General features: G+C 74.8%; 16 protein-coding genes and 1 tRNA gene. 9 read left to right on the forward strand and 8 right to left on the reverse strand.

Annotated features, from left to right (window positions below):
- The first annotated feature begins 89 nt into the window (after window positions 1-89).
- Window positions 90-611, forward strand: coding sequence for a DUF6584 family protein (locus tag IF27_RS19655; RefSeq protein WP_052851103.1), 522 nt, complete (start codon window positions 90-92; stop codon window positions 609-611).
- Between the two features lie 590 nt (window positions 612-1,201).
- On the opposite strand, the gene IF27_RS19660 is transcribed toward IF27_RS19655, so the two are convergent.
- Window positions 1,202-1,277 (reverse strand) — tRNA-Arg (locus IF27_RS19660).
- 222 nt (window positions 1,278-1,499) lie between these two features.
- Here IF27_RS19660 and IF27_RS19665 point away from each other — a divergent pair.
- The 8 genes from IF27_RS19665 to IF27_RS19700 all read left to right on the forward strand — a co-directional run bounded on the left by IF27_RS19665 (window position 1,500) and on the right by IF27_RS19700 (window position 12,505).
- Window positions 1,500-3,299, forward strand: coding sequence for a dynamin family protein (locus IF27_RS19665; protein ID WP_190233038.1), 1,800 nt, complete (start codon window positions 1,500-1,502; stop codon window positions 3,297-3,299).
- Window positions 3,296-4,945 (forward strand): GTPase, encoded by a 1,650-nt coding sequence (locus tag IF27_RS19670; RefSeq protein ID WP_052850985.1) that lies wholly within the window; start codon window positions 3,296-3,298, stop codon window positions 4,943-4,945. Before IF27_RS19665 ends, IF27_RS19670 begins: the two co-directional genes overlap by 4 nt.
- A 168-nt stretch (window positions 4,946-5,113) precedes the next feature.
- Window positions 5,114-6,544 carry a thioester domain-containing protein gene (locus IF27_RS19675; protein ID WP_052850986.1) on the forward strand — a complete coding sequence of 477 codons (1,431 nt, stop codon included), beginning with the start codon at window positions 5,114-5,116 and terminating at the stop codon, window positions 6,542-6,544.
- A 213-nt stretch (window positions 6,545-6,757) separates the two neighbouring features.
- A complete protein-coding gene (gene ettA / locus IF27_RS19680) occupies window positions 6,758-8,422 on the forward strand; it encodes an energy-dependent translational throttle protein EttA (RefSeq protein WP_052850987.1) in 1,665 nt (554 codons plus the stop codon).
- A gap of 44 nt (window positions 8,423-8,466) precedes the next feature.
- A complete protein-coding gene (locus IF27_RS19685) occupies window positions 8,467-8,883 on the forward strand; it encodes an acyl-CoA thioesterase (RefSeq protein WP_052851104.1) in 417 nt (138 codons plus the stop codon).
- Complete coding sequence (locus IF27_RS19690) at window positions 8,880-9,545, forward strand: DUF8185 domain-containing protein (RefSeq protein ID WP_052850988.1); 666 nt, start codon at window positions 8,880-8,882, stop codon at window positions 9,543-9,545. Before IF27_RS19685 ends, IF27_RS19690 begins: the two co-directional genes overlap by 4 nt.
- A gap of 17 nt (window positions 9,546-9,562) precedes the next feature.
- The gene (locus IF27_RS19695) at window positions 9,563-11,746 is read left to right on the forward strand and encodes a DEAD/DEAH box helicase (protein ID WP_052850989.1); all 2,184 of its coding nucleotides are present in this window, start codon (window positions 9,563-9,565) and stop codon (window positions 11,744-11,746) included.
- Between the two features lie 375 nt (window positions 11,747-12,121).
- Window positions 12,122-12,505 carry a globin gene (locus tag IF27_RS19700; protein ID WP_052850990.1) on the forward strand — a complete coding sequence of 128 codons (384 nt, stop codon included), beginning with the start codon at window positions 12,122-12,124 and terminating at the stop codon, window positions 12,503-12,505.
- 30 nt (window positions 12,506-12,535) lie between these two features.
- Here the strand turns inward: IF27_RS19700 and IF27_RS19705 are convergent, their stop codons facing one another.
- The 7 genes from IF27_RS19705 to IF27_RS19735 form a co-directional block, all read right to left on the reverse strand.
- A complete protein-coding gene (locus IF27_RS19705) occupies window positions 12,536-13,606 on the reverse strand; it encodes an ABC transporter permease (RefSeq protein ID WP_052850991.1) in 1,071 nt (356 codons plus the stop codon).
- Window positions 13,603-14,340 carry an ABC transporter ATP-binding protein gene (locus IF27_RS19710; protein WP_190233039.1) on the reverse strand — a complete coding sequence of 246 codons (738 nt, stop codon included), beginning with the start codon at window positions 14,338-14,340 and terminating at the stop codon, window positions 13,603-13,605. The genes IF27_RS19705 and IF27_RS19710 overlap by 4 nt, the downstream gene beginning before the upstream one ends.
- Window positions 14,341-14,412: 72 nt before the next feature.
- Window positions 14,413-15,456 carry an FHA domain-containing protein gene (locus IF27_RS19715; RefSeq protein ID WP_052850992.1) on the reverse strand — a complete coding sequence of 348 codons (1,044 nt, stop codon included), beginning with the start codon at window positions 15,454-15,456 and terminating at the stop codon, window positions 14,413-14,415.
- Between the two features lie 28 nt (window positions 15,457-15,484).
- Entirely contained in the window at window positions 15,485-16,828 is a 1,344-nt protein-coding gene (locus IF27_RS19720) for a vWA domain-containing protein (protein ID WP_052850993.1), read from the reverse strand.
- Between the two features lie 37 nt (window positions 16,829-16,865).
- Window positions 16,866-18,239, reverse strand: coding sequence for a PP2C family protein-serine/threonine phosphatase (locus IF27_RS19725; protein ID WP_052851106.1), 1,374 nt, complete (start codon window positions 18,237-18,239; stop codon window positions 16,866-16,868).
- Between the two features lie 2 nt (window positions 18,240-18,241).
- On the reverse strand, window positions 18,242-20,854 hold the full coding sequence (locus IF27_RS19730) for a serine/threonine-protein kinase (RefSeq protein ID WP_052850994.1): 2,613 nt from the start codon (window positions 20,852-20,854) through the stop codon (window positions 18,242-18,244).
- A complete protein-coding gene (locus tag IF27_RS19735; RefSeq protein ID WP_052850995.1) occupies window positions 20,851-22,128 on the reverse strand; it encodes a hypothetical protein in 1,278 nt (425 codons plus the stop codon). Before IF27_RS19735 ends, IF27_RS19730 begins: the two co-directional genes overlap by 4 nt.
- Window positions 22,129-22,159: the final 31 nt, after the last annotated feature.

Raw genomic sequence — 22,159 nt, forward strand, 5'->3', positions numbered from 1 at the left:
GAACCACGCGCCGAGAGGAGGGGCCTGCGCTCACGAGGCCGCAATCAACCAGCTCGACCGGGGTCGTTGCGGTGCACGATCATGTGTTCGTGTCCGTGAGAGAGACCCTTGCCCGGGTCGATGCAGACCTGGCCGCCGGCCGGGTCCCCGTCGCGCGCCAGCGCTTGCGCGGTCTCGTCTCGTCCTTCCCGTACGACCTGACGCTCCGGCGGCGTCTGGCCGAGGTGTACCGGCTCTACGGCGATGCCGCCGAGGCCGGACGCTGGATGTACCTCGAAGAGGACCGCGACGCCGACGAGACCGCCGCCTTCGAGGCCCGGTACAGGTCTCCCGGGTGGCGGATGAAGGCTCTCGCCTGGCGCGGCCCCGAGGCGATGGCTGCCACGTCCTTCGCGGAGCGGCAGCTGGTCGCGGTGCGGACGGCCTGCGCCGCACACCTGGGTCACCCCGTTGACTGGGACGAGCCCACCTCCTACCTGGAGGAGGAGTGCGAGGAGCAGCCGTCAGAACCATGGACGGTCGGTGGTGTGCTCGCGGGTGTCGGCTGCCTGGTGGGGGTCCTCGCGTTCGTCGCGATCTGGGTGAACGGAGTCGTCGCCCTCTTCGACTGACCCACAGGACGTCAGGGGGCAGCTCGATGGGACGTGGACAGCCCCGTCCGCCGGTTCGAGCCGGGGGTGAGGAACATCCATGTCGGATCGTGCGCCGAACCTCCGTCGGCCCTGTGGGCGGCTGACGGCGCCTCGGTGGTCCGGCGCGTCCGGCGTAGAGCCCGGGAGGACGTTCTTTCCGAACGCGAGTTCAAGACGCTGACCGAGAACGCGTCCACGACCTGGCTGTCGCCGAGTGGGCGGGTCACGGTGTGCCGGTTCTGTTGACGATCTCGGCACGCTGCGTCGTCGGTCGGCCGGACGACCACCTGAAACGGGCCCACGGCAGCCATGAGCTACCCGTCGTCACGGTGGAGCAATGGTGCGGAGAACGGGCTCCGGGGCTGTTTCACGCGAACGGGAGCGCGGAGGGTGTCGCGTCGGTTCCGCGCATCCGTGGGACGTACGGGGGACGGACGCCCGTGGAACCCCGGTTCCGGCCGGTCCCAGCCGGGCTCCCCACTCTGGGGAAGGGGGAGGGCCGCTGTGCGCCGCTCGTCGGCACGACGTGGCCTGACCTGCGAAGACATCGACACTGCTCCGTGTGTCGGTGGTGCCCCCGGCAGGACTCGAACCTGCGGCCAAGTGCTTAGAAGGCACCTGCTCTATCCGCTGAGCTACGGGGGCTGGTGTGGCGGTCATGGCGTGGGACGGTGCCCCCTCGGTGACCTCGCCAGCGCACAGGATAGGGCTTCGAGGGGTTCGTCCCGGTTGCTTCACGGCAGCGCCGCCGTGTGGAGGTTCAGTGAAGCAGCCCCGATAATCGCAGGCGAGTACGAGGAGCGCAGCGATTTGGGCGGCCCGCATGAGGGGTGTTGCGCACTCGTTATGCCGTCGAGACGGCCGGATATGCTTGGGAAACGGCTTCAAATTGGGCATTCTGCGCATGTGGCGATCTTGGACGCACGGCCCGAACTGCTGGACGCGCTGACCGTACTGCGGGAGCGCCTCGCTGCCGCGCGTTTCCCGCTGGAGCTGCCGGGGGCGGAACGGGCCCGGCGGTCGCGGGGCGAGCTGCTCGCGCAGCTCGACGGATACCTGCTGCCCCGGCTCCGCGAACCCACCGCACCCCTCCTCGCCGTCTTCGGCGGCTCCACCGGCGCGGGCAAGTCCACGCTGGTCAACTCGCTCGTCGGCCGCCGCGTCACCGAGGCAGGGGTGCTGCGCCCGACGACGCGCACGCCCGTGCTCGTCTGCCATCCGGACGACCGCGACTGGTTCGCGGGCGGCCACGTCCTCCCGCAGCTGGGCCGCGTCCGCATGCCACGGCAGGACGTCGAGCAGCCCCCGCCGCCGCCCCGCGACGGGCCGCCCACGCTGGCCGTGCAGACCGTCAGGGCGCTGCCGCCCGGCCTCGCCCTCCTCGACGCCCCCGACATCGACTCGCTCGTCGCCGCCAACCGCGACCTCGCCGCCGACCTGCTGTGCGCGGCCGACATCTGGGTCCTCGTCACCACCGCGTCCCGCTACGCCGACGCGCTCCCCTGGCACCTGCTGCGCAGCGCGCGCGAGTACGACGTCACGCTCGCCACCGTCCTCGACCGCGTGCCCCACCAGATCGCGGGCGAGGTGTCCCGCCACTACGCCGCGCTGCTGGAACGCGTCGGCCTCGGGGAGATCCCGTGCTTCACGGTGCCCGAGCTGCCCGAGTCCGCCGGAGGCGGCTCCGGGCTGCTGCCCGGCACGGCCGTGGCGCCGCTGCGGCAGTGGCTCGCCCGCTGCGCGCAGGACCCGACGACGCGCGCGGGCACCGTCGCCCGTACGGCGGGCGGCGCCGTCGCCTCCCTGCGCTCACGCGTCGCGGCACTGGCCGGGGAGAGCGCCGCGCAGTACGCCACCGCCGTGCGCCTCGGCCAGCGCGTCACCGAGGCGTACACCGAGGCGGAACGCGCCGTCCGCGCCTGCCTCACGGACACCGGGCTCTTCGCCGGTGAGGCCCGCGCGCACTGGCTGGCCTTCCCCGACGACGCCAGCGCCGAGGAACTGCTCGACGCACTCACCGCCGCCCTCGGCGGGCTGCTCGCCGAGGCGGTCGCCACGGCGGACGAACGCGTCGCCGCCGCCTGGCGCGGCGAACGCGGCGCGCCGCCCGGCGGCGTGGACCCGCCGGACGCCGTACGCGAGCGCGTCGGCGTCCTCGTACGCCGCCTGCGCCGCTGCGTCGAGGAACTGGCCGACGAGGCGCGCACCGGCACCGGGCTGCGCAGCGGCCCCCCCACCGCCACCGCCACCGGCCGCGGCACCGGCACGGGCCCCGCCACCAGCACGGGCACCGGCCGCCGCAGGAACCCCGGCACGGACGACGGCGAGACGGCCGCCCTCCTCGCCGCCGCCCTCCTCGGCGGCAGGACCGGCGGCGCACTCGCCCACCAGTCCCTCACCGGCGTGCTCGGCACCCGCGCCGCCGCCCGCCTGCGCGACCAGGGCCGCCAAGAGCTGAACCGCTGCGTGGACCGCGCCCTGCGCGCCGAACGGGAACGCCGCGCCGCGCCGCTGCGGGACCTCGCCATCACCGCCGAGCCGCAGGTCGCGCTCGTCGCCGCGCTCTCCGGCGTCCACGCCGCCCACACGGGCCGCGCCGCCTCCGCCGCCTCCGCCGCGGCCCCGTCCCCGCAGACCGCCACGACCGCCCCCGGAGGGACCCGGTGACCGACACCACCGCGAGCACGATCCACCACGGCCCCCTCGGCGTCCGCCTCGGCGCGCTGCGCGAACTCGTCGGCCTCTCCCGCACCCGCCTGGACGACGCCGTCCTCGCCGAGGCGGGCCGCGTCCTCGACGCCGCAGCCGCCCGCGACCGGCTCCCCACCGCGTACACCTCCGTCGCCATCGCGGGCGCCACCGGTAGCGGCAAGTCCACGCTGTTCAACGCCCTCGCCGGAGCCCAGCTCTCCGAGGCGGGCGTGCGCCGCCCCACCACCGCCACCGCCGTCTCCTGCACCTGGGAGGCGGCCCGCGACCTGCCCGCCGACGGACTCCTCGAACGTCTCGCCGTCCCCGCCCGCGCCCGCCGCCGCGCCCCCGCCCTCGACCCGGGCCTGCGCGGCCTGATCCTCCTCGACCTGCCCGACCACGACTCCATCGACCCCGCGCACCGCGAGCAGGTGGACCGGCTGCTCACCCTCGTGGACGCCGTCATCTGGGTCGTGGACCCCGAGAAGTACGCCGACGCGCTGCTCCACGAGCGGTACCTGCGCGCGTTCGCCGGGCACGCCGACGTCAGCATCATCGTCCTGAACCAGACCGACCGGCTGCCCCCCGACGCCGTGGACGCCGTCCTGGACGACCTGCGCCGCCTGCTGGACGACCACGGCGTCGCCCTCGGCGAGCACGGCGAGCCGGGCGCGGGCGTCCTGCCCGTGTCCGCGCTCACCGGCGACGGCATCGCCGAACTGCGCCAGGCGGTGGGCGAACTCGTCGCCCCGAGGACGGCCGCCGCCCGCCGCCTCGCCGCCGACGTGGACGGCGTCGCCCGCCGCCTCGGCCCCCTGTACATCGCCGACGGCGCCGAGGCGCCCCCGGGGCTCACCCCGCAGGCCCGTGAGGACTTCGAGGACCGGCTCGCCGCCGCCGTCGGCGCCCCGGCCGCCGGGCAGAACGCCGAACGGGCCTGGCTCCGCCGCGCCGACCGCGCCTGCGGTACGCCCTGGGCCCAGGCGCTGCGCCACCTCACGGGCCGTCAGGCCGAACGGCGCGGCGAGCCCGCCGCCCTCGCCGCCAAACGCGCGCAGGCCGGGCCACCGGCCGTCGCCGTGCCCGTCGTCGAACAGGCCGTCCGCCGCCTCGCCGACGAGGCCACGGAAGGGCTGCCAGGACCGTGGTCCGACGCCGTGCGCGACGCCGCCCGCCGGGGCGCCGCCGCCCTGCCCGCCGCGCTCACCGGCGTGCTCGCCGGGCAGCCGACGCAGCGGATGCCGCGCCCGCGCTGGTGGTCCGCCGCCGGAGCGGCCCAGGCCGTCCTGCTCGCCGCGCAGATCCTCGGCCTGTGCTGGCTCGTCATCGCGCTCGTGGGCCACCCGGTGGTCGCCGGATGGCTGCCGTTGCTCCTGCTCATCGGCGGCTCGTCGGGCGCGCCGCTGCTGGCCTGGGGCTGCCGGATGGCCGCGCGCGGCCCGGCCCGTGCGTCGGGCGCCCAGGAGGAGTGGCGGCTGCGGAGGATCGCCGCCGAGTGCGGCCACACGCACGTCCTCGAACCGGTCGCCGCCGAACTGCTGCGCTACCGCGAGGTGCGCGAGCGGTACGTCGTCGCCGCGTCGCCGACCGGAGAGGCCGGTCTGTCACGGACGATCCGCTGAGGTCACGACCTGCCGTTCCGTAACGATTCGACCTCACGGCACCGGAGTTGCGCCCCCCGCCGGGTGCGCCGCGCGCCGCCCCTCCTACGATCGCCCGTATGTACGGGGACGCCCGCCGGACGTCACGTCCGCGCCCTGGGGTCCCGTGCGTCACAGGAGGGGCACACCATGAATCTTGCGCGCAAGCGGGCGTTCACCCGCCTTGCCGCCTCGGCCGTCGCGACGGGCCTGCTCACCGCGGGCACGTTCGCCACCGCGACGTCCGCCACGGCCGACGACGGCCCCGGGCAGCCGGGAGGAGCCACGGCGACGCTGGGCGGCCTCGTCGTCCACGGTTCCATCGACGTCACCACCGCCGACGGGGAGACGCGCGGTGTGGAGGGCGGTCTCTTCGAGATGACCTCCGACAGCGGCAGCACGCTCCAGACGTACTGCATCGACCTGTTCACCGGGACCGTGGCCGACGCCCGCTACCAGGAGGTGGACTGGGACGCGTCCAAGCTCCACGACAACGAGGACGCCGGGCGTATCCAGTGGGTGCTCCAGAACGCGTTCCCCACGGTGAGCGCCGCCGACCTGGCCGCGCAGGCCGGGGTCGGGGAACTGGGCGACTCCCAGGCAGCCGCCGCCACGCAGGCCGCGATCTGGGAGCTGTCGGACGGCGTGGACGCCGAGCCGCGTGACGACGTCGCCGCCGAGGTGACCGACTGGCTGCTGGCCAACGCCGTGGACGCCGAGGAGCCGGGCGCCTCGCTCGCCCTGGCGCCCGACACGGTCAGCGGCGAGGCCGGGAGCCTCGTCGGGCCCGTCACCGTCTCGACCACCGCCGACGCGGTGTCCGTCGTCCTGGACCCGGCGGCCACCGCCGCCGGGCTCACCCTGGTGGACGCCGACGGCGCGCCGCTCTCGCCCGAGGGCGTGACCGACGGCCAGGAGCTGTGGTTCTCCGTGCCCGAGGGCGCGGGCGACGGCTCCGGCGGCGTCACGGCCACCGCGACCTCGACCGTGCCGATCGGCCGTGTCTTCACCGGCATCGCCACCACGACCCAGACGATGATCCTCGCCGGTACCGAGAACACCTCGGTCGAGGCGCGCGCCGGTGTCACCTGGACCGAGGCGTCCGTCGCCCCGGTCGCGGTGAGCTTCGCCGAGCGGTGCGCCGAGGAGGGCGGCGGCATCGAGGTCTCGATCACCAACCACGGCGACGAGCCCCGCAGCTTCGTCGTCGGCGACCAGACCGTGGACCTCGGTCCCGGTGAGGAGTCGGGGCCCGTGTGGGTGCCCGCGGCCGAGGACACCGAGACCACCGTCCAGGTGACGGGCGCCGACGGCACCGTCCACGGCGAGTACACCGTGACCCTCGACTGCGAGCCCACGCAGTCCGAGACCCCGGCCGCGCCGCCCGCGGGCGAGACCCCCGGCGGCGAGACCCCGCAGGACGGCAACACCCCGGCCCCCGCCGGTGACAGCGAGGACCTGGCCGAGACCGGCGGCGGCACCGACCCGGTGCTGTTCGGCGGGATCGCCGTCGCGCTGCTCGTCGTCGGCGGCGCCGTCGTGTTCCTCGTGCGCCGTCGCGGCGCCGGGAACGGCGACTGACGGCCCCGGCCGTGCACGCGTGACCGTACGGCCGCCCCGGCCGTGACGTACCGCGCAGAGAGGGGGCGGGCCCGCGCGAGGGCCCGCCCCCTCCGTCGTTCCCCGGCCACCGGTTTCCGCCGGGCAGGGGGCATGCGGCAGGATGGAGTCGCAGCCCCGCTGCCTGGGCGCCGACGACCACACACCCACCGCTGATCTGCCGGACGGTTTCTCTTGGCTGAGTACATCTACACCATGCGCAAGGCGCGCAAGGCGCACGGCGACAAAGTCATCCTCGACGACGTCACGCAGAGCTTCCTGCCCGGCGCGAAGATCGGCGTCGTGGGCCCCAACGGCGCCGGTAAGTCCACCGTGCTGAAGATCATGGCGGGCCTGGAACAGCCGTCGAACGGCGACGCGTTCCTCACCCCGGGCTACAGCGTCGGCATCCTGCTCCAGGAGCCGCCGCTCGACGAGTCCAAGACCGTCCTGGAGAACGTGCAGGAGGGCGTCGCCGAGATCAAGGGCAAGCTCGACCGCTTCAACGAGATCGCCGAACTCATGGCGACCGACTACAGCGACGCCCTGATGGAGGAGATGGGCACCCTCCAGGAACAGCTCGACCACGCGAACGCCTGGGACCTCGAAGCGCAGCTCGAACAGGCCATGGACGCCCTCGGCTGCCCGCCCGGCGACTGGCCCGTCACCACGCTCTCCGGCGGTGAGAAGCGCCGCGTCGCGCTGTGCAAGCTGCTCCTCGAACAGCCCGACCTGCTGCTGCTCGACGAGCCCACCAACCACCTCGACGCCGAGTCCGTCCAGTGGCTGGAGCAGCACCTCGCGAAGTACGCGGGCACCGTCGTCGCCATCACCCACGACCGGTACTTCCTCGACAACGTCGCGGAGTGGATCTGCGAGGTGGACCGCGGCCGGCTGCACGGCTACGAGGGCAACTACTCCAAGTACCTGGAGACCAAGCAGGCGCGCCTCAAGGTCGAGGGCCAGAAGGACGCCAAGCGCGCCAAGCGCCTGAAGGACGAGCTGGAGTGGGTCCGCTCCAACGCCAAGGGCCGCCAGGCCAAGTCCCGTGCGCGCCTCGCCCGTTACGAGGAGATGGCCGCCGAGGCGGAGAAGACCAGGAAGCTGGACTTCGAGGAGATCCAGATCCCGCCGGGCCCGCGTCTGGGCAACGTCGTGGTCGAGGTCAACGACCTGCACAAGGCGTTCGGCGACAAGGTCCTCGTGGACGGCCTGTCGTTCACGCTGCCGCGCAACGGCATCGTCGGCGTCATCGGCCCCAACGGCGCGGGCAAGACCACGCTGTTCAAGATGATCCTGGGCCTGGAGCCGGTGGACAGCGGCGACGTGCGCGTCGGCGACACCGTCAACATCTCCTACGTGGACCAGTCGCGCGCCAACATCGACCCGAAGAAGTCGCTGTGGGAGGTCGTCTCCGACGGTCTCGACCACATCAGCGTCGGCCAGGTCGAGATGCCCTCGCGCGCCTACGTCAGCGCCTTCGGCTTCAAGGGCCCCGACCAGCAGAAGCCCGCCGGGATCCTCTCCGGCGGCGAGCGCAACCGCCTGAACCTCGCGCTCACCCTCAAGCAGGGCGGCAACCTGCTGCTCCTCGACGAGCCGACGAACGACCTCGACGTGGAGACGCTCTCCTCACTGGAGAACGCGCTGCTGGAGTTCCCCGGCTGCGCCGTCGTCGTCTCCCACGACCGGTGGTTCCTCGACCGCGTCGCGACGCACATCCTGGCGTACGAGGGCGAGTCCCGCTGGTTCTGGTTCGAGGGCAACTACGAGTCCTACGAGAAGAACAAGATCCAGCGCCTCGGCGCGGAGGCGGCCCGCCCGCACCGCACCACGTACAAGAAGCTGACCCGGGGCTGAGGGGCGTGCGGCACCTCTACCAGTGCCCCCTGCGCTGGTCGGACATGGACGCCTTCGGGCACATCAACAACGTGGTCTTCCTCCGCTACCTGGAGGAGGCCAGGATCGACTTCATGTTCCGGCTGGCGCGGGAGGCCGCGTCCGGCGCGTTCACCGGCGGCTCGGTGGTGGCGCGGCACGAGATCGACTACCTGAAGCCGCTGGTCCACCGGCACACGCCGGTGACCATCGAGACGTGGGTGGCCAAGCTGGGCGGCGCGTCCGTGACGGTGGCGTACGAGATCAAGGACGAGGCGGCCGTGTACGCGCGGGCCGCCACCGTCGTGGTCCCCTACGACCTGGAGCAGGCCAGGCCGCGGCGGTTGACGCCCGAGGAGCGGACGTTCCTCCAGCAGTACGCCGACGACCGGTTCGGCGCCCCGGGCGGCGGCACGGCCCCGGAGGGCGCGCCCGCCGTATGACAGCCCACGGACAGCTGGCCCTGGCCGAGCCGGGGGAGGCCGGTGACCTCGCCGCCTTCCTCGGCCGCCAACTGCGCTGGGACCGTACGGCGGCGGCCCGGCTGCGCGCCGACGGCCCGGCCCTCGCCCTCTTCACCCGGCCCGCGCGCTTCGACGTGCTGGCCGTCCGCGTCTGCGCGCTGCGCGAGCACGCCGCGCTCGACACCACCGTGTCGGCGGGCGAGCTGCTGGAACGGCTCGACACCGAGGCGGGCACGGTCGCGGTCCCCGCCTCCGTCACCGGCCCGTCCTGGGCCGGGATGCTGCCGCCGCGCGGCAACTGGCGCGCGCTGGGCGACGTACCGGAGCACGGCGTACGCGGCGCCGCCGCCGCGGTGATCGCCGAGTTCCGCCGCCGCACCGAGGCCCTGCCGGACGCGGGCCGCACCCGCACGGCGCTCGACGCACTGGCCGACGAGATCTGGTCGCGGCACCTGCCGGGCACCACGCTGCCGCTGCGCGCCGTCCACGCGGCGCACGCCCTCGGCTTCCTGCGGGCCCCCGGCCCGGCCGCCGTCCTGACCAGCGGCCCCTGGCTGCGGCTGCGCACGGCCCTCGGCTCCGTCGCCGTCCGCCGCTCCGGCGGCCTGCCCGGCATCGGCGTCACACCGCTGACGCCCTGACACCGCCGGGGGGCGCGATGGGACGGGGCGAGCGGGACGTCCTCACGGAGGGCGCGCGGCTCCACGCGGCGGCGCGGGCGCTGACCGACGACCACGACGCGGCCCTCGCCGCCGCGCGCGCCGCCTTCGCGCCGCTGCAAACCGCCGAGGTGGACGCGATGCTGGACGCGCTCCCCGTCGCCAGGCTCCAGGAGTCCACAGGCGGACGGCTGCGGCTCGCCGCCGTCGAGAAGAGCGGGCTGCGCACCGTCCGGCAGGTGCGTGACGCCGGGGCCCACCGGCTGCGGCAGATCCCGGGCGTGGGGGAGCGTACGGTCGATCAGCTCCTCGGCGCCGCACGTCACTTGGACGAGGCGGCCCGGGAGACCGTCGCCGTGCGCATCGACGTGGACCGGCAGGACCATCCGGGCACGACCGCCCTCGTCACCGCGCTGCACGTCCTGGTCGAGGCAGGGCCGGAGGCGCGGCGTGCCGTGGAGCGGGCCGCCGCCCTCGCGCCGCGGCTCGGCCCGCTGCTCGCCGACGCGGCGCCCGCCGCGGGGCGGGTGCGCATGCTGCTGGCCGGGCGGGAGCGCAGGACGCGGGCCCTGGCGGCGGTCGAGGAGATCCGCGCGCTGCTGGCAGGGGAGGCGGCGGCCGGTACCGAGGCGGCGTTCGCCCAGGCGTCGGCCGACCTGCTGCGGGGGCCCGCGGACCCGGACGGCCTGGTCGCGTGGGTGGACTTCGAGCAGCGTCCCGCCGAGTACCACACGCTGCTCGCGGAGATCTCGGGCGCCGCCCCCGACCGGGCGGCGGCGGAGGGGTTCCTGCCGGAGGACGTCGCCGAACGGGTGCGCGGCCAGCGGCTCGACGACACGCACCGGCGCGTCTCGCTGCGCGGCTACCAGGTGTTCGGCGCGCGCTTCGTCCTCGCGCGGCGCAGGGCGATCCTGGGCGACGAGATGGGCCTCGGGAAGACCGTGCAGGCCGTCGCGGTACTGGCGCATCTGGCCGCCGAGGGCCGCAGCCGCTTCCTGGTCGTCTGCCCGGCGAGCGTCCTGGTGAACTGGGTGCGCGAGATCGAGGCCCGCAGCGCGCTGCGCGTGGTGCCGCTGCACGGCCCCGACCGGCACGACGCGTTCGCCGACTGGCAGGCGCGCGGCGGCGTCGGCGTGACGACGTTCGACGCCCTGCGCGGCTTCCCGGTGCCCGAGGGCGGCGAACTCGGGATGCTGGTCGTGGACGAGGCGCACTACGTGAAGAACCCGGAGGCGCTGCGCTCGCAGGCCGTCGCCCGCTGGGCCGGGAGCTGCGAACGGGTCCTGCTGATGACCGGCACGCCGATGGAGAACCGCGTCGGCGAGTTCCGCAGCCTGGTGCGCCTGCTCGACCCCGGGCTCGCGGACCAGTTGGGGGAGGGGGCGGCGCCGGTCGGGCCGACCGCCTTCCGGAAGGCCGTCGCGCCGGTCTACCTGCGCCGCAACCAGGTGGACGTCCTCACGGAACTGCCGGGCGTCCAGCACACGGACGAGTGGGAGGAGCTGAGCGCCGAGGACGAGGCGGCGTACCGGGAGGCCGTGCTGTCGGGGAACTTCATGGCGATGCGGCGGGCCGCGTACGCGCGTCCCGGCGCATCGGCCAAGCTCGGGCGGCTGCGGGAGATCGTCGCCGAGGCAGGCGAGAACGGGCTGAAGACCGTCGTGTTCTCGAACTTCCGCGACGTCCTCGCGACGGTCGGGGACGCGCTGGGCGGCGCGGTGTTCGGGCCGCTCACCGGCTCCGTGCCCCCGGTGCGGCGGCAGGAGGTGGTGGACGCGTTCTCCGCCGCGCCCGGGCCCGCCGTGCTGCTGGCGCAGATCCAGGCGGCGGGCGTGGGGCTGAACCTCCAGGCGGCGTCGGTCGTGATCCTGTGCGAGCCGCAGACCAAGCCGACGACCGAGCAGCAGGCCGTGGCGCGGGCGCAGCGGATGGGGCAGGTCAGGACGGTGCGCGTGCACCGGCTGCTCGCGACGGGCGGGGTGGACGAACGGCTCGTGCGGGCGCTGGCGCGCAAGTCCCGTCTGTTCGACGTGTTCGCGCGCCGCAGCGCGGTGGCGGAGGCGACGCCGGACGCCGTGGACGTCTCGGACGCGGAGCTGGCGCGGCGGATCGTCGAGGAGGAGCAGGCGCGCCTCGGCGCGGGCGCCGGGGAGCGGGCCGGTACGGCGGCCGGGGAGGACTGAGGAGCGGCCGGTGCGCCGAAGGCGCCGTGGCGGGTGGGCGGAAAGCGGCGGGAACCTGCCAGGGTGGTGGGCTTGCGGTAGGACATACGTACTCGTATGGTCACTTCGCGTGCATCCGGTGTCCGTCCGGAGCACGGCCGTCTCCCGGGAACCGGTCCGCCCCCCGCGGGCCGTACGACCGGCGCGACCTCGCCGTTCCCCCGGGTACGGCCGCCGTGCGGACGCCCGTGGTCCCGCCGTCGCCGACGGGCACCGTGTCACCGACCGCTACGAGGGGGCGAGCCGGTACCCGGCGCCGGGAGGCACCGCTCCGGTGGGACCACGCCCGCCCGTCCCCCCGGCCCAGGGCCGGGGGGCGTCTGCGACGATGGAGGGGTGACCGAGCAGCAGTCGTTCTACGAGCAGGTCGGGGGCGAGCCGACGTTCCGGCGTCTCGTCCACCGGTTCTACGAGGGGGTCGCCGCGGACCCGGTCCTGCGGCCGATGTACCCGGAGGAGGACCTCGGACCCGCCGAGGAACGGTTCACGCTCTTCCTCATGCAGTACTGGGGCGGCCCCCGCACCTACAGCGACAACCGGGGCCACCCGCGCCTGCGCATGCGGCACGCGCCGTTCGCCGTGGACCGCGCCGCGCACGACGCGTGGCTGCGGCACATGCGCGACGCGGTGGACGAGCTGGGCCTCCCGCCCGAGCAGGAGACCCAGCTGTGGAACTACCTGGTGTACGCCGCCGCGTCCATGGTCAACACCCCCGGCTGACGCGGCACATGGCCGGGCGGCGGCCCGCGCTCAGGCGTTGTCCCAGCGGAAGAAGCGGGCCGCGATCGCCGTCAGCACGGCGGTGAACAGCAGCAGCCCGCCCATCACCGGCAGCGCGTCGCCCCAGCCGCCGTCCCGCGTGAGCACGTCCATGACCGCCTCGTTCAGATGCTTGAGCGGCAGGATGTTCGAGACGGCCCGCAGCCAGCCGGGCATCATCTCGGTCGGGAAGAACGACCCGGCGAGGAACGCCATCGGCAGCACGACGCTCTGGAGCGCGCCGTTGGCCGCCTCCTCCGAGCCGACCAGCGCGCCGATCAGCAGCCCGATCGACATGAACGCCAGCGTCCCGCAGGCCACGAGCGGCAGCGTCAGCCACCAGTTGCCGCTGAGCTGGAGCCCGTAGACGGGCAGCGCCGCGACGCCGATGAAGATCGCGACCTGGACGAACGCCACGGCCAGGCTGACGCCGACCCGCGCGCCGACCACGGCCCCCGGGCTCACCGGGGCCAGCCACAGGCGCCGCAGGATGCGCTTCTTGCGCCACGTGACGAGCGTGAACGCCGACGAGTACGCGGCGCCCGTCGCGACCGCGTAGCCGAGCAGGCCCGGCGTCAGGAACTGGATGGGCTTGACCGACTCGTCCTCGACCCGGTCGGTGACGAGGGTGTGCGCCGGGTCCTGGCCGGTCGCCGCGACGTTCGCCGTCTGCACGATCGACTGCATGAGGCCCTGCGCCGTGCCCGCGCGGGCCGCGTCCGCCATGGAGATGCGCAGCTCGACCCGGCCGTCGTCCTCCCAGACGACGGCGTCCACGTCGCCGTTGCGCACGTCCTCAAGTGCCTGCGCGCGGTCGGCGGACCGTTCGATCGTCAGCGCGTCGGACAGCGCGGCGAGCTGCTCCTGCGGCATGTCGTCCAGCACGGCGACGTCGCCGACCTCCACGACCGTGACGCGCGCGCCCGCGGTGTCCTGGAACAGCAGGCCGAACAGCGCCAGGAACATGATGGGGAACAGGATCGTGAAGAAGACGGCCGTGCGGTCGCGCAGCAGCCCCTTCAGCATGGCCCGGGACAGCGCCCGGAACGCCCCGGGGCTCATCCGCGGTACTCCCGTCCGGTCAGCTGGAGGAAGACGTCCTCCAGGGTGCGCACCCCGGCCTCCGCGACGAGGTCGGCCGGTGCCCCTTCCTTGAGGATGCTGCCCTTGTCCATGATGGCGACGCGGTCGCACAGCACCTCGGCCTCGTCGAGGTAGTGCGTGGTGAGGACGACGGTGCGGCCCGAGGAGTTGATCTCCCGCAGCAGGTCCCACAGGTTGCGCCTGGCCTGCGGGTCGAGGCCGGTCGTCGGCTCGTCCAGGAAGACCAGTTCGGGATCGTGCACCAGGGCGCAGGCGATGGACAGGCGCTGCGCCTGGCCGCCGGAGAGCTTGTCGTCGCGGACGTCACGCTTCTCCGTCAGCCCGACGACCTCCAGCATCGCGTCGGCCCGCTCCGGCGGCACGCCGTACAGGGCGGCGAAGGTGTGGATCTGCTCGCGGGCGGTGAGCTTGTCGAAGAACGCGGACGCCTGCAACTGCACACCGATGCGCCGCAGCAGTTCGGGCTTGCGCGGCCACGACGGCTCACCCAGCAGCGTCACGCCGCCCTCGTCGGGTTCGCGCAGGCCCTCGACGATCTCCAGCGTGGTCGTCTTGCCCGCCCCGTTGGGGCCGAGGATCCCGAAGAACTCCCCCCGGCCCACCTCGAACGTCACGCCGTCAACGGCCTGTACATCCCCGTACCGCTTCCGCAGTCCCCGGACCGCTATCGCGGGTATGTCGTCATGGGTCACACGGCGATCGTAGGCGGCGGGCCGCGGGGGAAGGTAAAGGGACGGTTCCGGTTGCGGCGTTCCCGCCCGCGATCAGGACGGGTTGCGGTAGAGCGTCAGGGTCGTCCAGGCGCCGATGTGGACGCGGTCGCCCTCCTTCAGCGGGACGGGGACGAAGGGCTGGATCGGGTCCTCGGCCATGTTGATCGTCGTGCCGTTGGTCGAGTCCTGGTCGATCACGGCCCAGCCGCCGTCGTTCTGCTGCACGAGGACGGCGTGCTGGTGCGAGACGCCCGGGTCCTCCGGGGGGCGCGACAGGTCGATGTCGGGCGACTCGCCGGTGGACTGGCGGCGCCGTCCGACGGTGACCTGCGGGCCCGTGAGCGGCATCTGCTGGTCGGGCGCGTACGCGGGCAGGCTGAGCTGCGCGGCCTCGGGGCCCGAGCGGCGCATCATCGCCGTGAAGTACTGCGGGTCGGCGCCGATGGCGACGAGCCAGGAGCCAGACCGGTCGTCGGGCCGCGCGGGGGCGCCGGGCATCCCCGGGTACGGGGGCGGCTGGTGGGCGGGCGGCGGGGCCGCGTGGGGCTGGTGCTGCTGGTGTTGCTGGTGTTGCGGTCCTGGCGGCGGCAGCGTCCAGTCGTCGGCCGGGCGCGCGGGCGCCGGGGGGAACTGCGGGGAGGGCGCGCCGTGCTGGCCGAAGTCGGGCTCCTGCCGGGCGGGCGGGACCGGCGGGAGGTAGGCGGTCGCCGAGTTGGTGAGGAAGTTGAAGCGGCACTCCTCGCAGAACGGCGACCTGCCCTCGCGGGGGGTTCCGCACTGGGGGCACGTCTCGCCCTGGTGCGGGGCCATGTGCGGCATCGAGGAGGTCGCCTGCGCGGGCTCGCCGTAGTGCTGCGGGCCCGTGGGCTGTCCGCCGTGCCCCGGGTACGACGGAGGGGGCGGCGGCTGCGCGTGGCCGCCGGTGGCGCCTGGCCACGGCGGTGGCGCGGGCTGCCCCCCGGGGCCGCCGCCGTACCCGCCGCCCGGCGGCGGCGGAAGTGGTGGCATACCGGCGGCGGGCGCCGGTATGCGGTGCCCGCACACCTCGCACCAGTCCTCGGCCCCCGACTGGTGGCCGTTCGGGCACGTCGGCATGTGACTGCCTCCCCTTACCTCGACGTCGTCACTCGGCTTCGCTGCTCGGCTCGGCTTCTTCTCTCGCTTCGTGCGACTGCTTCACGCGGACGGTCTGCGTTGACCGGGTCGCCAAAGTCATCTCATCGGTTTGGGTGACCGCAGTCTTCAGTCGAACAGTACCCGTCGCCGCGTCCTCCACGTCCACCACCTTCGCCAGCAGTTTCGCGGTCGCCTCGTTGCCGGACGCGTACGCCAGCCGCACCGCGCGACCCAGCCGCGCCGTCGCGCCGACGCCGTCCCCCGCCTTGCGCAGCCGCAGCCCCTCGTCGATGGCACCGGCCAGTTCCGCCTGGCCCGTGTAGTGCGCCACCTGCGGGCTGATCGCCGTGACGGCCGTCACGTCGTCCGTCCACACCGCCCGCACCAGCCCCTGGCCCAGCGTCACGGCGGGCGGCCCGTCGGGCGCCGCAGGATCGGGCACGACGAGCGTCACCCGCGCCGCGAGCATCTCCTCGCCGAGACCGGCCGCCGGTACCTCGACGCACAGGTGGTAGTCCCGGCTCTCCTCGCCCCACGCGCCGGTCGGGTAGGCACCGGCACGCGGCGGCACCTCCTCCCGGCGCTCCGTCAGGTCCACGACGGTCGGCGCCACCTGCTTCACGAAGCGCACCACCGCATCGCGCGGCGTCCACACCCGCAACGACACGTCGCCGATGCCCTTGCCCATGACGGCCTCCATGAGCGCGGTGAAGTCGCCCGCCAGGCCGCCAGGTTCCGCCACGATGTCGGCCGAGCCGAGCAGCGCCCGCGCGATGCCGGTGACCTCCTCGACCTCCCAGTCGGTGCCGACGCCGCGCGCGTCACACGTGAACCGGCCCGCGCAGGCGTCCAGCGCCGCGCGCAACGCCTCGGGCTCCTCGTGCTCGTTGCGCCCGTCCGTCAGCAGGATGCCGTGCCTGACGGTGGCCTTCGTCGTGCGCAGCAGCCGCTCCGCCAGCGTGAGCCAGGTGCCGATGGCCGTGCCGCCCGACGCCTCCAGGCGCCGCAGCGCGTCCTTGGCCGCGCCCTTCGTCGTGGCGTCGGCGACGGCCAGCCGCCCGCCGCCCGGATACAGCTCCGTCGCCTCGTGCGTGCCCGTCACGACGGCGAACTCCACGCCGTCGCGCAGCGTGTCGATCGCCGCGGCCGTCGCCCGCGCGGCGCCCCGCAGCTTCGCGGGCGGGTACTGCATGGAGCCCGACACGTCGAGCATGATCACGACGGCGGCGGGCGGCAGCGCGGCGCCGCCCGAGGCCGTGACCGTCACGACCGCGTTCACCTCGCGCCCGGTCGCGGGCAGGTACTCGTTCTGGAAGACCTCGACGGCGAACCGGCTCGGTGGGCTCTTCACTCGCGGTCCTCCTTCCGGACGCCGGGCGGGGCCGTCGTCAGGCGCTGTCGGCGCGGGCGGGGAAGGGGATGACGGCCACCGTCACGTTGTCGTGCCCGCCCGAGTCGAGGGCGTGCCTGACGAGGTGGCGCGCCCCGGCCAGCGGCTGCCGCGCCACGTCGTCGGGCACCAGCGCCGCCATCTGCTCGGCGCTGTCCGCGTAGTTCCACAGGCCGTCCGTGCAGACGATGACGACGCCCGGCCTGTCCGGCTCGAACGAGGCGGTGTGCGGCTCGATCTCGACCGCGTCGGCGCCCAGCCAGGCGGTGATGGCGTGCGCGCGGTGGTCCGTCATGGCCTCCGCCTCGCTGAGCAGCCCGGCGGCCACCATCTGCGCCGCCCACGAATCGTCCTCGGTCAGCCGCGCGGACGGCGCGGCCCGGTCCTCCGGCACCCAGTAGGCGCGGCTGTCGCCGATCCAGCCGACCGTGAGGAGACGGCCGCTGGTCACCGCGCCGACGATCGTGCAGGCGGGGGAGTTGCGGCCCGGCTCGGGCGCGGTCGTCTCGGCGAGCGCGGTGACGGCGTGCGCGGCGCTCACCAGCGCGTCGTTCATCGCGCGCGGGCCAGGGACGCCCTGCGGCAGCAGGGTCAGCAGCGCCCGCAGGGCCGCGCGGGCGGCGGTCGCCGAGGCGTCGTCGGGCCGCGTGGAGGACGAGACGCCGTCGCAGACCACGGCGAGGACGGCCGGGGAGCCGTCGGGCAGCGCCGTGGTCGAGACGGTGAACGCGTCCTCGTTGCGGTGGTGCCGGTGGCCGAGGTCGCTGACGGCGGCCACGCCGCCGAGCGCGCTCTCGACATGGTCGCGGTCGCCCGGCTGGGACCGGCCGCACTCCGTGCAGAAACCGTCCTGGTCCACGAAGCCGTTGCCGCAGACCGCGCAGACGCGGCGCGGATCCTCGCGCGGCGCCCGGGCCGCCTGGTGCTGGTGCGCGCGCCGGGGGTCGGCGGGGGCGCTCGGCGGCGCGCCGTGGGCGTCGGCCGCCGGGGCGGCGGGCTCCTGCGCGGCGACGGGCGCAGGCGGTTGCGCCGGGGCCGGGGCCGGGGCCGCGGGCGCGGGGGCGGCCGGGGGAACGGGCGGCGCGGGGGAGCGCGGGTCGGGGCGGCCGACCGCGCGCGGATCGGCGGCCTGCCGCTGCCCGGACGGTGCGCCCGGCTCAGGCCCCGGCTCGATCTGCGCCTCGACGCGCGCCGCGACCGTCTCCCGGGGCGGCGGCAGCCGGAAGTCCGCCTCCGTGCCGCCCGCCTGGGGCGGACGCGCGGCGCGCGCGACGGTCGTCACGTCCGTGCCGCAGACGCCGCAGAAGCGGTCGTCGTCCTCCAGGGGCTCCCCGCAGCCGGGGCAGGTGGAGAGTTGGTCGAGCTGCGGCATCGTCACACCCAAGTTTTCGGGCGGAAGCGGTTGGCCGCCTCCACCAGTTCGGTCCGTTCACTGCTGGTCGGCGCCAGCCGGGCGAGCCGCCGGTGGGACCGTTCCAGGCCGAGCCTGATCCCGGTCTCGTCCAGCGGGCCCCCGAGCAGCCGCCCGGGAGGATCAGTCTGCGGCCGGGACGGCTCCGTGGAACCGGCGAGCACCCAGTCGAGCGCGGACCCCAGCACCTCACAGGACAACTGTTCCCCCAGCCATGGTTCCAGGCCCGCCGCGCGCAACCGCTCGACCTGCGCGCCCGCCGCCAGCAGGTCGGGCAGGAGGTCGTCCCCCGGCTCCCGCTCGCGCAGCCGCGCCCGCACGGCCGCCACCCGGGCCGCCGTCCAGTGCGCGGAGGTCTCAGGCACCGACTCCAACGCCCGTACGGCGCCCTGCCGGTTGCCGGTGGCCAGCCGCACCCTGGCCAGGCCGAAGCCCGCGCTCACATGGCTCGGGTCGGTCGTCCAGACGACGGAGTAGTAGTCCGCCGCGTTGTCCCACTGCCCCAGCACCTCCGCGCACACGGCGAGCGCCAGCTTGGGCGCGATCTCGCCGGGGAACGCGTCGTACACCGCGTCGAAGGCCAGCGCGGCGCTCTCGCGGTCGTCGGCGGCCAGCGCCACGAGCCCCCGGTACCAGACCACGCGCCAGTCGGAGCCGTACCGGCCCGCCAGCGACTCCAGGTGCGCGCGGGCCGTCTCCAGCGCCTCGGCGCCCGGCGTCTCCAAGTGGGCGCGCAGCTCGCGCAGCCGCAGCTCGACGGAGCGCGCGGGCGCCCCGGCCAGCGCCGCCACCGTGTCGCCCGGCGCGGTGCCCGTCAGACCGGCGAGGAAGCCCGCGTTCGGGTCGTCGGGGTCCACCTTGGGCGTGGGCAGCGCGAGGACGGTCGCCCGCGCGTCGAGCGTCACGGTGCGCGGCGCGCCCGGCATCGGCTCGGGGCCTTGAACGGCGGGCGGCGGCAGGGGCGGTGGCGGCGGCACGGCACGCCCCCGCCGCTGCCACGTCAGCCGCGCCGGGAGTACCGGACGCACCGGGCGGACGCCGAGGCGCGACACGGCCCCCTCGGCGCGCGGCACCAGCTCGGTGTCCACGACGCGCGGCTCTGGACCGAACAGCGCCGAGATCGCGGGCTGCGGCTGCGCCGTCCGCGTGGCGACGATCTCCCGCAGCACGCCCGTCAGTTGCTCGGCCATCTCCTGCGCCGACGCGAACCGGCGGTGCGGATCGGGGTCGGTCGCGCGCACCAGCAGCCGGTAGAACGACTCGTACTCGCGGAAGACGTCGATGTAGTCCGGGTCGGGCAGGCTGTCGCGGTAGATCGTCGTGTAGCCCTGGAAGTCGAACGTGAGGACGGCCAGGGTGCGCGCCACCGTGTACAGGTCGGACGCGACGGAGGGGCCCAGCTCCTCCACCTCGGGCGCCTGGAAGCCCGGCGTCCCGTAGATGTTGCTGACGTCGTCGTCCATGCGGCGCACGGCGCCCATGTCTATGAGCTTCAGCTGGTCGCCCTGCTGGATGGCGTTGTCCACCTTGAAGTCGCAGTAGAGCAGGTTGCGGCTGTGCAGGTACGCCAGCGCGTCCAGGGCCTCGATCCCGTAGGCGCACGCCTGCTCGACGGGCATCGGGTCGCGGCGGCCGTCGCGCGTGCGCCGGTCGTTGGCGATCTCCTTCAGCGACCGGCCGCCGACGTACTCCATGACGATGTAGCCGTCCACGCTGCCCGTGCGCTGGTCCAGATGCTCCACGAAGTTGTAGATCCGCACGATGCTGGAGTGCTCGATCTCCGCCAGGAAGCGCCGCTCCGAGATCGCGACCTGCCGCGCGTCCTCGTCGCCCGCGTCCAGCAGGCCCTTCAGCACGACCCAGCGGCGGGAGACGGCCAGGTCGATCGCCAGGTAGATCCAGCCGAGGCCGCCGTGCGCCAGGCAGCCCGCGATCTCGTACTGCCCCTTCACGACGTCGCCGGGCCGCAGCTTGGGGAGGAACGAGTAGGGGTGGCCGCACTTGGTGCAGAAGCCTTCCGTGCGGCCCGCGCGCGCCCCGCGCGAACGGCCCACGGGCGCGCCGCACTCGCCGTTGCCGCAGAACCGCTTGCGCTCGGGGACCTCCGGGTTGTCCAGCACGGCGGTCAGCGGGTCGGGGCGCGGCTCGGGCGGCATGCTGATCAGCCCGGCGCCCAGCCGGGTGCGCCCCGACCCACCGGCCGACGCGCGCGAACTGTGCACCGACACGGACCGGACGGACGGGCCGCCGCCGCGCGACTTGCCCAGCTGCCCGGAGACCGAGCGCTGCGAATAGCGGGAGCGCGCGCTCTCCGACCGCGCGGAGGATTCGGAGGGTTCGGACGCCGCGGAGCCCGACGAGGCCGAGTCCCCCGACGCCTGGCGCGGCAGCCGCCCGCCCGTCCCGCCCGTGCCGTCCCGGCCCGTCGCCATGGTCGAGGTCGCCCCGATCATGCCCTCGGCCGACACGACGGGCGCCAGCCCGCAGACGTCGCAGTACAGCGCCCCGCCGCCGACGTCCTCGTACCCGCCGGGGCAGCCGGGCCGCTGGCACAGCGCCGCGCGTTCGCCGCTCATCGGTCCCCACCTCCCGCGTCCGGCGCCCGCACGGGCCCGGACACCAGCGCCTCCGCCGTCGCCCGCTGGTAGCGCAGCACGGCGTTCTCCGCCGCCCGCAGGTCGCACGGCGCCGACCACAGCATCCGCCGCGCCACGTCGTAGCGTTCCACGAGCATCGGCTCCTCCGCCTTGCCGTACCTGGCGGCCTTCGCCTTGTACGCGTCCAGCCTGCCGCGCAGCTCCGCCCGGACCGCCAGCGGCTCCGTGACGGCCGACAGCGACGCGCGGGCCCGCTGCAACTCGTCCTCGGCGCGCACCTCCAAGTCCTCAAGGAGCGGCGAGAGGCGGTGCCACAGCGCGCGGCGCCGGTAGTCGGCGGCCAGCGCGAGCCGTTCGTGCAGCACCGTCGATGGCCCGGAGACGGCCGGTACCTCGGACGCGGCGATCTTCGCCAGCACCTCGCCGCGCGCGGTGCGGGCCTCGGCGAGCGTGCGGTCGGCGCGCGAGAGGACGTCCCGCAGCCGCACGAGCCGGGCCTCCGCGTCCTTGCGCACGTCGATGACGGCCTCGACCTCCCGCCTGATGTCGTCCAGCGCGCGCGCCGCGCGGTCGTAGCGCGCCGTGTCGGGACGGCCGCCGCCCGGCGCGCTGCTGCCGCCCGTGGGCCGCCAGAAGGCCAGCGGGTCCGCGATGACCTCGGCGCGCAGGGCCGTCAACTCCTCGGTGACGCGCGCCAGTTCGTCGCCCGCCGGGTGTGTGCCCGGCCGTACACCGGCGGCGTGCGCCAGGTCGCGCAGCCGGTGCTGCTCGGCGGCGAGGAAGTCTATGCGGGCGGGCAGCGCGGACCAGACGGCGTCGGCGGCGATCACCATGTCGAGGACGCGCGCGTACCCCGCGTTCATCCGCTCCACGAGGTCGGCCCAGGTGACGCGCTCCACGAGCCTGCCGTCCGTGCCCGCCAGGACGATGCCGTCGCCCGACACCAGCGCCGTCAGCTCGGCCAGGTCGTCGGACGACGGGTGACGGCGCCGCGCCCGCAGCCTGCGGGCGGCCGTCAGCGCGGCGCTCGCCGTGTCGAACCACTGCCACAGGGCGGTGACGGTCTCCTCGGCGTGCGACCAGCGTTCCCGTGTCGTCCCCGACAGCTCGGCGCCGTCGAGCAGCCTGCGGCCCGCGTGGTCCTGGAGGGCGAGCAGGGACGACTCGATCGCCTCGTGCTCGGCGCCACGACGCGCCAGCGCGCGGTCCACCTCGTCACGGCTGAGCACCCTGCCGCCCGCGTCCGGGGCCATCGCTCTCCCCTCGATTGTCGTGCCGCTGTCG

This window comes from Streptomyces avicenniae (genome assembly GCF_000719135.1).
In the GTDB taxonomy this organism is placed as follows: domain Bacteria; phylum Actinomycetota; class Actinomycetes; order Streptomycetales; family Streptomycetaceae; genus Streptomyces; species Streptomyces avicenniae.

Excerpts from the sequence above, each read along its gene's own strand:
- IF27_RS19665 (WP_190233038.1), top strand. The coding sequence starts at position 1,500 with ATGCTTGGGAAACGGCTTCAAATTGGGCATTCTGCGCATGTGGCGATC.
- IF27_RS19675 (WP_052850986.1), top strand. The coding sequence starts at position 5,114 with ATGAATCTTGCGCGCAAGCGGGCGTTCACCCGCCTTGCCGCCTCGGCC.
- IF27_RS19685 (WP_052851104.1), top strand. The coding sequence starts at position 8,467 with ATGGACGCCTTCGGGCACATCAACAACGTGGTCTTCCTCCGCTACCTG.
- IF27_RS19690 (WP_052850988.1), top strand. The coding sequence starts at position 8,880 with ATGACAGCCCACGGACAGCTGGCCCTGGCCGAGCCGGGGGAGGCCGGT.
- IF27_RS19695 (WP_052850989.1), top strand. The coding sequence starts at position 9,563 with ATGGGACGGGGCGAGCGGGACGTCCTCACGGAGGGCGCGCGGCTCCAC.
- IF27_RS19705 (WP_052850991.1), bottom strand. The coding sequence starts at position 13,606 with ATGAGCCCCGGGGCGTTCCGGGCGCTGTCCCGGGCCATGCTGAAGGGG.
- IF27_RS19715 (WP_052850992.1), bottom strand. The coding sequence starts at position 15,456 with ATGCCGACGTGCCCGAACGGCCACCAGTCGGGGGCCGAGGACTGGTGC.
- IF27_RS19725 (WP_052851106.1), bottom strand. The coding sequence starts at position 18,239 with ATGCCGCAGCTCGACCAACTCTCCACCTGCCCCGGCTGCGGGGAGCCC.
- IF27_RS19730 (WP_052850994.1), bottom strand. The coding sequence starts at position 20,854 with ATGAGCGGCGAACGCGCGGCGCTGTGCCAGCGGCCCGGCTGCCCCGGC.
- IF27_RS19735 (WP_052850995.1), bottom strand. The coding sequence starts at position 22,128 with ATGGCCCCGGACGCGGGCGGCAGGGTGCTCAGCCGTGACGAGGTGGAC.